The 13,950-nt window shown below is 71.4% G+C and carries 13 protein-coding genes and 1 tRNA gene; 4 read left to right on the top strand and 10 right to left on the bottom strand.

The window, feature by feature from the left end; genetic code table 11:
* Window positions 1-159 precede the first annotated feature (159 nt).
* Window positions 160-232: transfer RNA gene (locus tag HJ588_RS00535), tRNA-Arg, on the bottom strand.
* A 100-nt stretch (window positions 233-332) separates the two neighbouring features.
* On the opposite strand from HJ588_RS00535, the gene HJ588_RS00530 reads away from it, so the two are divergent.
* Window positions 333-809, top strand: coding sequence for a YbaK/EbsC family protein (locus tag HJ588_RS00530; protein WP_212755229.1), 477 nt, complete (start codon window positions 333-335; stop codon window positions 807-809).
* A 34-nt stretch (window positions 810-843) separates the two neighbouring features.
* Here HJ588_RS00530 and HJ588_RS00525 read toward each other — a convergent pair whose 3' ends face one another.
* From HJ588_RS00525 to HJ588_RS00515, 3 genes are all read right to left on the bottom strand, one after another.
* The gene (locus HJ588_RS00525) at window positions 844-1,344 is read right to left on the bottom strand and encodes a DUF2505 domain-containing protein (protein WP_171150946.1); all 501 of its coding nucleotides are present in this window, start codon (window positions 1,342-1,344) and stop codon (window positions 844-846) included.
* A gap of 46 nt (window positions 1,345-1,390) precedes the next feature.
* Window positions 1,391-1,939 (bottom strand): acyltransferase, encoded by a 549-nt coding sequence (locus tag HJ588_RS19675; protein ID WP_281358784.1) that lies wholly within the window; start codon window positions 1,937-1,939, stop codon window positions 1,391-1,393.
* Between the two features lie 129 nt (window positions 1,940-2,068).
* A complete protein-coding gene (locus HJ588_RS00515) occupies window positions 2,069-2,980 on the bottom strand; it encodes a siderophore-interacting protein (RefSeq protein WP_171150942.1) in 912 nt (303 codons plus the stop codon).
* A 65-nt stretch (window positions 2,981-3,045) separates the two neighbouring features.
* Here HJ588_RS00515 and HJ588_RS00510 point away from each other — a divergent pair, with 65 nt between their 5' ends.
* Window positions 3,046-3,717 (top strand): DUF2461 domain-containing protein, encoded by a 672-nt coding sequence (locus HJ588_RS00510; protein ID WP_212755228.1) that lies wholly within the window; start codon window positions 3,046-3,048, stop codon window positions 3,715-3,717.
* A gap of 33 nt (window positions 3,718-3,750) precedes the next feature.
* Here HJ588_RS00510 and HJ588_RS00505 read toward each other — a convergent pair whose 3' ends face one another.
* Window positions 3,751-5,061 (bottom strand): AI-2E family transporter, encoded by a 1,311-nt coding sequence (locus HJ588_RS00505; protein WP_171150940.1) that lies wholly within the window; start codon window positions 5,059-5,061, stop codon window positions 3,751-3,753.
* A 149-nt stretch (window positions 5,062-5,210) separates the two neighbouring features.
* On the opposite strand from HJ588_RS00505, the gene HJ588_RS00500 reads away from it, so the two are divergent.
* Together HJ588_RS00500 and HJ588_RS00495 are read left to right on the top strand one after the other, a co-directional pair.
* The gene (locus tag HJ588_RS00500; protein WP_343036530.1) at window positions 5,211-9,107 is read left to right on the top strand and encodes an AAA domain-containing protein; all 3,897 of its coding nucleotides are present in this window, start codon (window positions 5,211-5,213) and stop codon (window positions 9,105-9,107) included.
* Window positions 9,108-9,112: 5 nt separating this feature from the next.
* A complete protein-coding gene (locus HJ588_RS00495) occupies window positions 9,113-9,385 on the top strand; it encodes a hypothetical protein (RefSeq protein ID WP_171150938.1) in 273 nt (90 codons plus the stop codon).
* Window positions 9,386-9,724: 339 nt separating this feature from the next.
* On the opposite strand, the gene HJ588_RS00490 is transcribed toward HJ588_RS00495, so the two are convergent.
* The 5 genes from HJ588_RS00490 to HJ588_RS00470 form a co-directional block, all read right to left on the bottom strand.
* Entirely contained in the window at window positions 9,725-10,108 is a 384-nt protein-coding gene (locus HJ588_RS00490) for an MscL family protein (protein WP_171150937.1), read from the bottom strand.
* Window positions 10,109-10,296: 188 nt separating this feature from the next.
* Window positions 10,297-10,992: an SAF domain-containing protein gene (locus HJ588_RS00485; RefSeq protein WP_171150935.1), complete on the bottom strand. Its 696-nt coding sequence runs from the start codon at window positions 10,990-10,992 to the stop codon at window positions 10,297-10,299.
* Between the two features lie 7 nt (window positions 10,993-10,999).
* Window positions 11,000-11,827, bottom strand: a complete 828-nt coding sequence (locus HJ588_RS00480; protein ID WP_171150933.1) for an S-methyl-5'-thioadenosine phosphorylase — start codon at window positions 11,825-11,827, stop codon at window positions 11,000-11,002.
* Between the two features lie 175 nt (window positions 11,828-12,002).
* A complete protein-coding gene (locus HJ588_RS00475) occupies window positions 12,003-12,377 on the bottom strand; it encodes an FmdB family zinc ribbon protein (protein ID WP_171150931.1) in 375 nt (124 codons plus the stop codon).
* A 20-nt stretch (window positions 12,378-12,397) separates the two neighbouring features.
* Entirely contained in the window at window positions 12,398-13,933 is a 1,536-nt protein-coding gene (locus tag HJ588_RS00470) for a potassium/proton antiporter (protein WP_171150929.1), read from the bottom strand.
* Window positions 13,934-13,950 lie beyond the last annotated feature (17 nt).

Raw genomic sequence — 13,950 nt, 5'->3', positions numbered from 1 at the left:
GGCAGCCGGTGGATGGCCACGAGAGTCCGGCCAGACGTAGCCTTGCAGACAGCACCGATACGCGGGGTTCCAAAGTCGGGTGGAGCCTTTTGGGGTCCTTGGCTTTACGCTCTCCGGACCTGGCGATCGCCCGCAAGCCGTCTACCTGCGCAAACACTGTGCCCCCGGGCTGATTCGAACAGCCGACACCCGCTTTAGGAGAGCGGTGCTCTATCCCCTGAGCTACGGGGGCGCGCTGCACAGCGTACCGGCGGCGTGCGCGGGCGGCCGACGCAGGCGCGGCGGCGCCGCCATACGCTGGCGACGTCACCGCAATGGACCGAAGGAGAGCGATGAGCGACCTGCCCGCGCGCAGTCAGCAGATCCAGCAACTGCTCGCCGAGCACGGCGTGCCCGGGCAGATCAGGGTGCTGCCGGAGTCGTCGCACACCGCGGCGCAGGCGGCCGCGGCGCTCGGCACCGATGTCGGCGCGATCGCGAGCAGCCTGGTCTTTCTCGCCGATGACCGGCCGCTGCTGGTGATGACCAGCGGCGCGCACCGGGTCGACACGGCCATGCTCGGGCTCGAACTCGGCCAGGAGATCACCCAAGCTGCGCCCAACCACGTCAAGCAGGTCACCGGGCAGCCGATCGGTGGCGTGTCGCCGATCGGCCACCCGGAGCCGCTGCGCACGATCGTCGACAGCTCGCTGCAGGCGTATGACGAACTCTGGGCAGCCGGCGGCACCCCCAACACCGTCTTCCCGATCAGCTACGCCGACCTGCTGCGCATCACCGGCGGCACCCCGATGCGCGTCGCCCCCGCCTGACCCCGTATGACGGGAGCCGCGAAAACCCTTCTCGTCAGGGGTGTTTGCGGTCGTCCCACTGGTGGCTGGTCTCCTCCTCGGCCTTGATGGCGTTGAGGATCTCCGGCGCCGCCATCTTCTCGATCTTGCCGCCGATCAGCGGCAGCTTCGCCTTGAGGTCGGCCTTGACGCCCACCCGCGAGCCGGTGCCCTCGGGCGCGATCGAGGTCGTGCCCTTCATCGTGATCGGTTGGCCCTTCATCGTCACCTCGACGGTGCCGGTGCGGCTGCCGTCGGCCTGACGCTCGCCCCAGGTGATCACCTGGGTGACGTCGACCTTGTCGCCGACGAGCTTCTTCAGCAGGTCCGGCACGTCACCGGACGGCATGACCCGCTGCACCGTGACCTGGTGGCCCGGGCCCTTCTCGACGACCGAGCTGTTGTAGCTCAGCGCGCCGGCGTTCTGGCAGATGTCGTCCTGGTATTCGGTCTTGATCGCGTCGTCGTAGACCTCGTCCGGGTCCGACTTGAGCGTCCAGTTCAGGGAGATGTCCATTGCGCAAACCTACTGGGAAGTAGGTGGTTTTGTGAACCAGGTCACGTCACTCGGGTGCCGAGAGCCGGCGGACCAGCCGGGCAGGGACCCCGGCATAGAGGCAGTCCGACTCGCAGTCCTGCGTCACCACGGCACCGGCCGCCACGATCACGCCGTCGCCGATCGTCACCCCCGGCAGGATCATCGAACCCGCGCCGATCCAGCAGCCTTCGCCGATCGTCACCTGTTTGATCAACGGCGGGTTGGGACAACGCAATTCGTGCCCGCCGATGGGGTGGGTGTAGGTGATCACCAGCGCGCGCGGCCCGACGTGGCTGCGGTCGCCGACGACCGTCGGCCCCTGCAGGAGGGCCTCCTCGCCGACCGACGTCTCGGCGCCGAACCGCACGTCGGCGCTCATGTGCACCCGCGGCCGCACCGACGTGGTCGGCTCGATGAGTGCCCCCGTCGCGCGCAGCACCCGCACCCGCAGCGACTCGGGCACGATCGAGGACCGCACCCCCGTCTGTGCCAGCGCATTGGCGGCGCGCCGCGCGCGGGAGGCGGCGGCCCTGGCTCCGGTCGTCAACGCGCTGCCTCGTGTCGTCGCCGTCATCCCCATCCGCTCGCCTCCCTCGCGTGGATCCCTTCCATGCAGGACGCTAGCGGGATTGCCTGACAGTTGTCAGGGAAGGCGGCCGACGGATTTTCGGTCTGTGCGTTGGGGGCTCTCGCGGTCCGCGGATCAGCCGCCGGCGACGCCGTCGCGCCAATACCCCATGAAGCAGACTGCCGCCCGCGGCACGTCGAAGTCGTCGACGAGCATCCGGCGCAGGGCGCGCACGCGCCCGGACTCGCCGGCGATCCACGCCGAGATCGCCGGGGGAGTCGCCGCATCCGCGCCCGGCGCGGTGACCTCCCAGTAGGGATCCTCGCCGCCGTCGTCGATCACGGTCGTGCGCACCTGGTCGCCGTGCAACGGCCCGAGCCCGGTCAGCCACCGCCGGACGGTGCCCATCTGGTCGTCGCCGGCGGAGGCGATGCACCAGTCGAGCTTGACGCCGGCGGGTGCTTCGACGCCATGCGCATCCTCCGCGTGCGGCACCTCGATGCTGATCAAACCCGTTGCGGTGGAAGGCAATTCGCGGGCAATGCCGGCGATTGCGGGCAGTGCGCTGAGGTCGCCCACGATCAGCTGGCGCGCGCTGCCGGCGAACTCCCGGCGGAACTCCAGCCCGCCGTGAGTGCCGTCATACGACGCGGAGGGGCCGAGGATGATCGCCTCCTCGCCGATGGGGGCGGCTCCGCCGAATCGCGAGCCCGGTCCGGTCGCGCCGTGGTCGACGAAGTCGACGTCGATCTCGCCGGCCCCCGGCCGCACCGCGACGATCGTGTAGGTGCGAATGTGCGCGCGACGGTCCGTGGGCTGGCCGCGCCATACGGTGAACCAGTCGTCGCCCATCGGGAACTCGGCGAGCGGGAGGCCGCCGTCCTGGGGCAGCACGACCTTGAGCCGCTGGTCGTAGCCGTTGTCGGCGAAGTCGGCGAGCGTCGGATCGGCGAAGGTCAGCCGCACCAGGTGTGGCGAACGCCGCTGCCGGGCGGCGAGACGCACCCGGAAGAGCCGGAACGGCTGGGTCTGCGTCGTGACGCTCATGCTGTGGCCTTCCTTGCCTCGCGTTCGGTAGGTAAGGCAACCCTAATCAACACCGTCGTCCTGGTATGACGCAGCCCCCGCCCACCCCGGCCCCTACGATCGGCAAGGTGACGTTCACCGGCATCCCCGAAGCGGCCTTCGACTTCTACGACGATCTCGAGGCCGACAACTCCAAGACCTTCTGGACCGCGCACCGGCAGACCTACGACGACGCGGTGCGCGCGCCGATGACCGCGCTCGCCGAGGCGCTGGGTGAGCAGTTCGGCGAGGCCAAGGTCTTCCGCCCCAACCGCAACCTGCGCTTCAGCCCCGACAAGTCGCCCTACAAGACCCACCAGGGCGTCTTCGTCAAGGCCGCGGAGGCGACCGGCTGGTATGTCGAGGTCTCCGCCGCCGGGGTGCTGGTCGCGGCCGGCTGCTACTACGCCGACTCGGCAGCGCTGAAAGCGATCCGGGCCGGCATCGACTCCGCGGACGGCGCCGAACTCGAGCGCATCGTCGGCGAACTCGCCTCGCGCGGTTGGGAATTCATGGGCGAAGAACTCAAAACGGTGCCGCGCGGCTACTCACCCGACAATCCCCGCATCGACCTCTTGCGCCGCAAGAGCATGGTGCTGTCGACGAGCTATGGCTTCGCGCCGTTCGTCCGCACGCCCGAGTTGCTCGACCGGGTGCGCAGCGACTGGGAGGCCGGCCGCCCGCTCGTGGAGTGGGTCGCCGACCACCTCGAGCGCTGACCGGAGGCTCGAGCCGGCGGAAGACCGCCCGGCTCAGTCGTCCTCGCGGGAGCGGCGCAGTAGCCGGGCCAGCTTGTGGCCGTGCTCCTCGCCGGCCTCTGCGGCATACCTGCCCTCTGCGGTGACCGCCTGGAGGTCCTTGGCCGTCGCGTCGCCGGTGCGCAGGTCGATCTGCTCGGACAGGTAGCGCCACATCACGGCGATGGTCGCGGCGACCGGCACCGCGAAGAAGGCGCCGACGATGCCGAATTCGGTGCCACCGAAGGCGATTGCGAGCAGCACGATCGCCGGGTGCAGTCGCATCGAGCGGCTCTGCAGCAGCGGCTGCAGCACGTGTCCCTCCACCTGCTGCACCAGCACGATGATGATCAGCACGATGATCGCCTTGGTGAGCCCGACCGTCACGAGCGCGACCAGCACCGCCAGCGTGCCGGCGGTGAACGCACCCACGATCGGGATGAAGCCGCCGAAGAAGGTCAGCACCACCAGCGGCACGGCCAAGGGCACGCCCAGCACGACCAGACCGACACCGATGCAGATCGAGTCGACCGCGCTCACGATCGCCTGGGTGCGGATGAAGCCGGACAGTGTGTTCCAGACGCGGGTCAGCGCCTCGGTCAGGTGAGCGCCGGCGCCGCGGCCGACGCTCACCCGCAGCCACGGCAGGAAGCGCGGGCCGTCCTTCAGGAAGAGGAAGGTCAGGATCAGCGCCACGACGCCGTCGATGAGCACCCGCCCGGCGAGGGTGACGCCGCTCAGCACCTGCTCGGCGATCTTGTCGCCGCTCGACTTCAGCCGGTCGGTGATGCTGCGGGTGGCCTGGTCGATCTGGTGGGGCTGGATGTGCAGCGGGCCCTGCTGCAGCTGGTCCCGGATCTGGTTGACGCCGGCCACCGACTTGTTGACCAGGTCGCCCCACTGCGACGACACGGTCGGTGCCATGCCGGCGATGATGCCGCCGAAGACCAGGAAGGCCACGATCAGTCCGGTCGCCGCGGCGAGCGCCGGCGGCCAGCGGTGGCTGCGCAGGAAGCGCACCAGCGGCCACAGCACGGTCGTGATCAGCAGCGCCACCGCGACCGGCAGCAGGGCCGACCAGAACAGCTCGAAGACCTTGAGGAACATCCAGGTCGCGATGCCGATGACGATGAGCCGCAGGGACCAGCTCGCGGTCCACTTGAGGCCGTGACTGATGACGCCGGCGCGGTCGAGCCCCTTGTTGGGGTTGCGGTCCTCCGCGGCTTCGGCCGATCGCGGCGGCGTCGCGCCGGACCGTTCGTAGTCGGCGATCACCTTCTGATCGCGGTCGAGCACCCGATCCGGGTCGCTGGGCCGGTACCTCATCAGTGGGGGTCGTCCTTCCAGGTCGTGGGCTGACCAGGAGTATGGCGGGAAACCAGAAGGCTGGCGAATCATCCGGATCCGTCTCATACCAAGGGGTGAACCGGGCGCGCCTGATCCGGGCGGGTCACCCCGGCGGCTAGCCTTACTCGGTGAGTTTCGAGCCGCCGCAACCTGATTCGGCCAACCCCTGGCTGGCGACGGGCCGTGACGCCCTCGTGCGTGACGCGGTCGGCGGCTGGCAGCGCCATCTGGTCGATCTCGGCGGACGCAACACCCTGCTCTGGTTTCGCGATCTGCCGAGCGGCACGCTCGACCTGACCCGTGCGCACCCGGCCGGCATCGCCCGCCTCTTCTCCTCCGGCGCCGCCCCGCTGACCGACCTGATCCGCGAACCTGCAGCGCTCGCCGACGCGGAGCGACGAGCTCGCGTCATACGGTCCCGGACGCGTGAGCTCGCCGAGGAGCGCGGGATCTCCACGTGCTACCTGGCGATCGGTATGGCGACCTGGGACCGCCCCGGTGCGCCGCGGCCGCCGGCCGCGCCCGTGCTGCTGCGCCGGTGCGAGGTCTTCACCCCGCCCGGGCAACCCGACCGGCTCGGGCTGCGGCTCGCGGGGGACGTCGAGTTCAACTCGGTGCTCGCCAAATACCTGCAGGTCGAGTGCGGCATCGACCTGGACCTGACCAGGATCGACGACTACCTGCGTGGACGTGCCGGGTCCGACGTCGGCGCCGTGCTGACCGCGGTGCAGGACGCCTGCGCCGACGTGCCCGGCTTCCGCATCGAGCGCCGTTACGTGGTGGGCACGTTCAGTTACACCAAGCTGCCGATGGTGCGTGACCTCGCCGATCAGCTCGGTCAGTTGTCGATGAACCACGTGGTCGCCGCGCTCGCCGGCGACGAGGAGGCCCGGGTGCAGGTGAGCGCCGAGGCGCCGCCGTTCGCCGAGGTCGACCCGGCCGTCGAGCACCTGGTGCTCGACGCCGACGCGTCCCAGCAGGATGTCGTCGAAGCGGTGCGTGCGGGCTCGCATCTGGTGGTGAAGGGCCCGCCGGGCACCGGCAAGAGTCAGACGATCGCCAACCTGGTCGCCGCCGTCGCCGCGGACGGCCGCAGGGTGCTCTTCGTCGCCGAGAAGCGCGCCGCGATCGACGCGGTCGCCAAGCGGCTCGCCCAGGTCGGGCTCGGTGAGCTGGTGCTCGACGTGCACGGCCGCACGGGCGCCCGGCCCGGCGACCTGGTGCGCGCGATGGACGACGCGGTCGGCGCCGACGACGCCCTCCTGCAGCCGGTCGACGGACTGGTCGCGCAGCGCGCGCAGCTCGCCGAGCACCGGCGGGCGATGCACGAACCGCACGATCCCTGGCGGGTCACGGTCGACGAGGGGCAGACCCGGCTCAGCGAGTTGCACGCGATGCGACCCGCGCCGCGTTCGCGGGCCTGGATCGACCCCGCGGACCTGCAGGTGATGAACGTCGTACGACGTCAGGAGCTCGCCGACGAGCTCACCCGCATCGCCGAACTCGGCGCGTGGCGCACCGACGACGAGGTCGACCCGTGGTTCGGGGCCCGGGTGGTCGGCGCCCAGCAGGCGGCCCGCACCCACGATCTGGTGAAGCGACTGAGCAACGGCGGCCTGCGGGAGCACCGGGACCGGCTGGACGCGCTGTGCGACCGGGTCGGGCTGCCCGTGCCGCGCACGATGCTCGACGGCGAGTCGCGGCTGGAGCTGATGACGCAGGCGCACAAGACGCTGGAGTCGTTCCGGCCCGAGATCTTCGAGGCGCCGCTCGACGACATGGTCACGGCGACCGCGCCCGCGGCCTACCGCAAGGAGCACGGCAGCGATCTCGGGGTCTTCGACCGCCGGCGGTTGCGGAAGGAGGCGCGCAACCTGCTGCGCCCGGGGCAGCCGCCGACCGACCTGCACGGGGTGCTCGTGCTCGCCGCCGGGCAGCGGGCCCGGTGGCGGGAGGTTGCCGGGAAGGGCGCCCGGCCGAGCGCGCCCACCGAGGTCGGCGGCCTGGTCTCCGCGCACGAGCGGCTCCGCGAGGACCTGGAATGGCTCGCGGCCCGGCTGGACGGGACCGCCGAGGGCAACGACCTGCTCGACACCGACCTGGATGCGCTGCAGGAGCGGCTCGACCGACTCGCCAAGGCATCCGACCGGCTCGCGCTCGTGCCGACGGTCATCGGCCCGCTCGACCAGCTGCGCGCCAACGGTCTGGGCGACCTCCTCGACGACCTCGCCGCGCGCCGGGTGCCCGCCGAACGCGTCGCCGACGAGTTCGAATTCGTCTGGTGGCGTGCGGTTCTCGCGCGGATCGCCGAGCTCGACCCGGCATACGGCGAAGCATCGGGGGCCGAGCTGCGGTCGCTCGCTCAGTCGTATGCCGCAGCCGACGCCGCCCATGTGCACGGCGGCGCGAGCCGGGTGCGCGCCTCCTGGGTCGGGCAGGTGCGGCGCGCGGTGCGCGACTTCCCCGAGCAGGAGACGCTGCTGCGGGAACAGGCACGCACCGACCGGCCGCTGCCCCTGCGCGAGTTGCTGCCGCAGGCACCCGAGCTGCTGACGGCGATCAAGCCGTGCTGGGCGATGAGCCCGCTCGTCGTCGCCTCGGTGGTGCCGCCCGGGGTCTGGTTCGACGTCGTGATCTTCGACGAGGCGTCGCAGATCCCGTCGGCCGAGGCGATCTCGGCGATCGCACGGGCCGGTCAGGTGGTCGTCGCCGGGGACCCCCGTCAGCTGCCGCCGACGTCGTTCTTCCGCGGCGTCGATGGCTCCGACGGCTCCGACGGCGACGCGCCCGAGACCTCCGAGTCCGTGCTCGACGCACTCAGCGAGCTGCTGCCGACCCGCGAATTGACCTGGCATTACCGGGCATTGGACGAACGGCTCATCGCATTCGCCAACGCCCAGGTCTACGGCGGCCGGTTGGTGACCTTCCCGGGCGTGGGCGACGACACCGTCGTACGACTCGACGTGGTGGACGGGCCGACGGCCGACGCCGAGTCGGCGGACGCCGAGGTCGAGCGCGTCACGCAGGTCGTGCTCGACCAGTTCCGGCAGCGGCCGGAGGAGTCGATCGGGGTGATCACCCTCGGTCAGCGGCACGCCGACCGCATCGAGAGCGCCATCCGGGCCGCGGTCGCCGCCGATCCCGCGCTGGCCGGGTTGTTCGAGGAGTCGGCCGAGCCGTTCTTCGTCAAGAATCTCGAGCGGGTGCAGGGCGACGAACGGGACGCCATCGTGCTGTCGATCGGATACGGCCGCGGTCCGCGCGGCGAGGTGGTGCACCGCTTCGGCCCGATCAGCACCGAGGGCGGCGAGCGCCGCCTCAACGTGGCGATGACCCGTGCGCGGCGGCGGATGGTGACGGTGTCGTCGTTCTCCGGTGACGAGCTCAACCCCACCAAGCTGCGGTCGCGCGGTGGGCTGATGCTGCGCGACTTCCTGTTGTATGCCGGGTCGGGCGGCGCCGCGCGGCGCGTGCACGGGTCGGGCGACGAGGGCTCCCGCGCCGCCGCTCGCGACGCCGCGCCCGGCGTCGTCACGCCCGGGGTGGTGCGGGGGCCGGACGGCCGGCGTCGCCGGGCTCCCTCGACCGGGAGCGTGCTCGACCGGCCGGTGCTGCCCGGCGCGAACGTCGGCCCGGTCCCGCCGCTGGTGCTCGACCTGGCGTCGCGGCTGCGCGCCGAGGGCCTGGTGGTGCACCCCGGCTGGGGGACGTCGATCCACCGGCTCGACCTGGCGGTCGAGGACCCGCGGCGGCCGGGGTCACTGCTGGTCGCGATCGAGACCGACGGCCCGACCTACGGCTCGATCATCTCGACCCGGGACCGGGAGCGCCTGCGGGTGGAGCAGTTGCGCCGGCTCGGTTGGGTGCACGAACGCGTGTGGACCCGCGATCTCTTCCGGGATCCCGCGCGCGAGGTGGCCCGGCTGGTGGCCGCGGTGCACGCCGCGTCGCTCGCCCGCGACGACGCCGACCGGATGGAATCGGCCGCCAAGCGTGCGGCCAACCCGTGGCTGGACGAGGAGTAGGCCCGGTGAGCGATCGGGCCGACGGGCCGGATGAGCGGCCGGATGCGCAGCCGGACGAACGGCCCGACGAGAAGCCGCCGCGCCGGCGGCCCCGGCGGGCGACCCGCCCGGCGACCGGGGGAGCCCCGGCGATCGAGGTGCCGGTGACCTCCAGCGACGACGACCGCCCGCAGCCGGACGAGCAACGCCGGACGGGTCGGGGTGCCGCGGCCGACGGCCAGCCGGACGACCCGATCGACCGCTGGTGGCGCGAGCAGCGCCCGCCGCACTGGGAGTGATCCACCCGCGGTCTCGTAAGGGAGGGTGCGGCTGGCGTCACGGTTGCTTACGGGATGCGCGGGGTGGGGCGTCTCGTAAGGGAAGGTGCTGGTGGCGCCACGGGTGCTTACGGGATGCGCAGGGTTGGGCGTCTCGTAAGGGAAGGTGCTGGTGGCGCCACGGGTGCTTACGGGATGCGCAGGGTTGGGCGTCTCGTAAGGGAGGGTGCGGCTGGCGTCACGGGTGCTTACGAGATGCGCGGTTGGCGCGGGGTGTGCGGGGTGCGCGGGTGCTGGCGGGCAGCGCGAAGGGGTGGGACCGGACGGTCCCACCCCCTCGATGTTGCTTGGGCGGCCGGGTCAGCGGCGAGCGCGCAGCTCGTCGCGGATCTCGACCAGCAGGTCGGTCTGCGAGGGGCCCTCGGCGAAGGCGTCCTTGCCGCGCATCGCCTGGTACTTCTTGTAGGGCAGCACGAACAGCAGGTAGACAACCAGCGCGGTCAGCACGAAGACGATCACCGAGTTGATGATCGCGGAGAGGTCGATGAACGTGTTGGCCTGGCCGGACTTGAGCTTGAAGCCCAGGCCCTGCGAGCCAGAGCCGCTGCTGAACGCGTTGAGGACCGGCGTCACGATGGCCGACACGAAGTCCTTGACCAGGGTGGCGAACGCGGCGCCAATGACGAACGCAACGGCAAGCTCGATGAGATTGCCCTGCATGAGGAACTGCTTGAAGCCCTTCATGGTGGGTGAGTCCTTACTTTGTGAGGGTCACGGTCGTCGGCACAGTAGCGGAGTTTGGAGCCTGGTTGAACTCCGAAACGCAGGCGAATGTGTCACGAATGTGCTAAGGCAACGCCACCCGACGGGCCGGAAAGCGCGGAATCACAGGCGACACAGGGGTCACACCAGCCACCTGACTAGTCCGAAATTCAGCCGTTCGGATGCAGTGCGAGCTGTATGCCGCCGCCGACGCCGGCCGATCCGGCGCCCTGGGCGGCGCTCATCGCCCGGGCCTCGCCCGCGGACATGGCGAGCAGCACCTGAGCCGAGCGGTCGCTCATCGTGCCGTCGGCGGTCGGAGGTTGCACCGCGGCGAGCACGAGGGCGGCGTCGGCGACCGGCGTGCCCTTGGCGGTGTCGATCACGTCGACCCGATCGCCGGCCTGCAACACCCCGGCGAGCCCGGCGCGCTCCGCGGGCACGCTGACCACGACGTGGCCCGCCGGCACGTTCGTCCAGGCCCGGGCCGGCCTCACCCGGCTCGCGGTGATCGCCTCGCCCGCGCCGATCGGCGCCACGAGCACCCGACCCGGTGCCGCCGAGGAGGTCACCGCTCCCGGCAGTGCCGCAGCGGCGGGCCATCGCACCTGCCGCACGTCGGATGCCGTCAGCCGATGCCCGGCGGCCAGGTCGTGCGTCGCCACGCTGACCTCTCGGGTCGGCGGGTCGCCGGGCCGGACCGCGCCGACCACGCACACCACCGTGACCGCCAGCAGCAACCCGGCCAGCACCCGCCGGGCCCGTGACCGCCGCCAGCGGGCCTGCCGGCTCGGGCCCTGCCAGGTGTCGGGCAGCAGTCGCTCGAGGCTGCGGCCGGACCGCGGCGAGCGAGTGCGGGCTCTCATGACGACCTCATGGCAACCGGAACGGCAGGTCCTGACCGTCGAGCACCCGGCGGCACGAGCAGGTCGCGGTGTCGTCGGGTTCCGGGTCGGGCAGCCGGCCGATCGCGTCGCGCAGGACCGCCTTCAGGCCTTCGATGTTGCGGGCGAAGACCCGCAGCACCTCCTCGTGCGTCACCGACTCGCCACCCTCGACGCCCGCGTCGTGGTCGGTGACCAGGCAGGCGGTGCTGAAGCACATCGCGAGCTCGCGCGCGACCGACGCCTCGGGCATACCGGTCATCCCGACGACCGACCACCCGGCCGCCTGATGCCACTGCGACTCCGCGCGGGAGGAGAAGCGAGGTCCGCCGACGACCACGAGGGTGCCGCCGTCGACGGACCGGTCCATGCCACGGCTCGCGGCCGCGGACAGCGCCGAACGCCCTTGCGGGCAATAGGGATCGGCGAACGACACGTGGACGACGGGACCGACCTCGTCATACACCGTGCCCGCGCGCCCGGAGGTGCGATCGACGACCTGATCGGGTATGACGAGGGTCCCGGGACCGTTCTCGGCCCGCAGCGAACCGACCGCGCACGGCGCGAGCACCTGCCGCACGCCGAGCGAGCGCAACGCCCAGAGATTGGCGCGGTAGTTGACCAGGTGCGGCGGGTAGCGGTGCCCCTGGCCGTGCCGGGCGAGAAACGCCACGCGCCGGCCGTCGACGTCGCCGATCACGATGTCGTCGCTGGGCGCCCCAAACGGCGTGTCGACGGCCACCCGCTCGGGGGAGTCGAAGAACGAGTAGAAGCCGGAGCCGCCGATGACGCCGATGTCTGCGCGGGGTCCGGTCATGGGCGAGCACTCCGTGGCGTGTGATCCATGCCCGCGAGACTAACCAGGCACGGCGTCACAGCGGCCGCGTGAACTGCGGGCGGTGGACGAACTCCGCGGCGTCGCCGGGATGTGGATGTAGCGGTGGAGCCGGCGGTGGGGAAGGAGAAGGGGAAGCCGAAGGAGAAGGGGAGGATCAGGCGGACTTGGCGGCGGGCTTCGACTCGGTCTTCGTCGAGGACGACGACGATGAGGACGACGAAGAAGACGACGACGAGTCCGACCTGGCGGACGAGCCGCCGTCACTCGTGCTGCCGGAGTCGCTCGCCTTCGCGCCGTCACCCGACTTCTCGGTGGTCGACGAGCCCGACGACGCCCCGGACTTGCTGCCAGAATCACGCGAGTCGGTCTTGTAGAAGCCCGAGCCCTTGAACACCACACCCACCGAGCCGAACTTCTTGCGCAGCTGACCGCCGCACTCGGGGCACACGGTCAGCGAGTCGTCGCTGAAGGACTGGTTGATGTCGAACGCGTGCCCGCAGTCCTTGCAGGCGTAGGAATAGGTCGGCACGAGGCGATTGTACGGCGCGATCACTCGGTGTCCGGACGCAGTGGCGTCGCCCAGCCCGCCATGCGGCCGTCCCGCGACACCGACCGCACCCGCCGGATCGCGTCGCCCCGCGATGCGAGCGTGGTCACCAGCAGCAGCTGATCCCCACGCTGTATGACGGTGCGCCTCCTCGGCACGAAGCCCTGCCCGTCGCGCACCACGAGCGTGACGTTGGCGCCCGCCGGCAGCCGCAGCTCCTGCACCTCGACGCCGTGCAGCCGGGAGGTGTCGCCGACGTGCAGTTGCAGCACGTCGGCGTCGAGCTCCTCGAGCGGCGTCGCCTCGACGTCCAGGTCGACCATGTGCGCCTGCTCGACTACCCCGAGCCGCCGCGCGATCCAGGGCATCGGGAAGGCCTGCACCAGCGTGAAGACCAGCACGAGCACGAAGACCAGGTCGAAGATCCACTCGGTGTGCGGGGTGCCGACGGTCAGCGGCACGGTGGCCAGCACGACGGGCACGGCGCCGCGCAGACCGGCCCACGACAGGAATGCCTGCTCGCGCCAGCTGAAGCCGAACCACGGCAGGCTGGCCAGCACCGACGCGGGCCGGGCGATCAGCAGCAGCACCAGCCCGACCACGATCGCCGGCACGATCTGCGCGCCGAGCCGGTCGGGCGACGCGAGCAGGCCGAGCAGCACGAACAGCCCGATCTGGGCGAGCCAGCCGAGCGCCTGGCTGAAGCCGCGCACCGCCTGATGGTGCGGCAGGTGCAGGTTGCCGAGGACGAGCCCGGCGAGGTAGGTGGCGATGAATCCGCTGGTGTGCAGGAGGGTCGCTGCGGCATACGCGAGGACCGTGACGGCGACGACGCCGATCGAGAACAGACCGGACGAGCTGCCCGCGCCGAGCTTGAGCAGCCGCCCGAACAGCCAGCCGAGCGCGATGCCGATGAGGGCGCCGCCGACGAGTTCGGCCGCGGCCTCCAACGCGATGAACCACCAGGGGCCGGGCGACTTGCCGGGGGTGGCGGCGTCGGCGAGGGCGATCACGAGGAGTACGACGGGGGCGTCGTTGAAGCCGGACTCCGCCTCGAGCACGCCGGTGATCCGCGCGGGCAGCGGCACCCGCCGCAGCACCGAGAAGACGGCGGCGGCGTCGGTGGAGGTCACGATCGCGCCGAGCAGGAAGGCGATCGTCCAGGCCCGCCCGAGCAGCAGGTGCACGAAGACGCCGACGACCGCGACCGACACGAGCACGCCCACCGTGGAGAGGATCGCGGCGGGCGCGACCGCCGACCGGATGCTCGACCAGTGGGTGGAGAGGCCACCTTCGGCGAGGATCAGCACGAGCGCGGAGTAGCCGAGCACCTGGGTGAGCTCGGAGTTTTCGAAGTCGATGCCGAGCCCGGCCTCGCCCATCAGCAGACCGAAGCCCAGATAGATCACCAGGGTCGGCAGGCCGGACTTGTTGGCGAAGCGCACCGCCGCGATCGAGGCGAGCAGCACCAGGGCGGCGACGAGCAGCACGCCGGCCAGGTCGTGCGGGGTGAAGCTCTCGGTTGCGGAGGCGGCCACGCAGGTCTCCTTCGCGG

Source organism: Flexivirga aerilata (assembly GCF_013002715.1).
Lineage (GTDB): Bacteria > Actinomycetota > Actinomycetes > Actinomycetales > Dermatophilaceae > Flexivirga > Flexivirga aerilata.
Note: the sequence above shows the minus strand (reverse complement) of the source record. Positions and strands in the feature narration are given on the sequence as shown.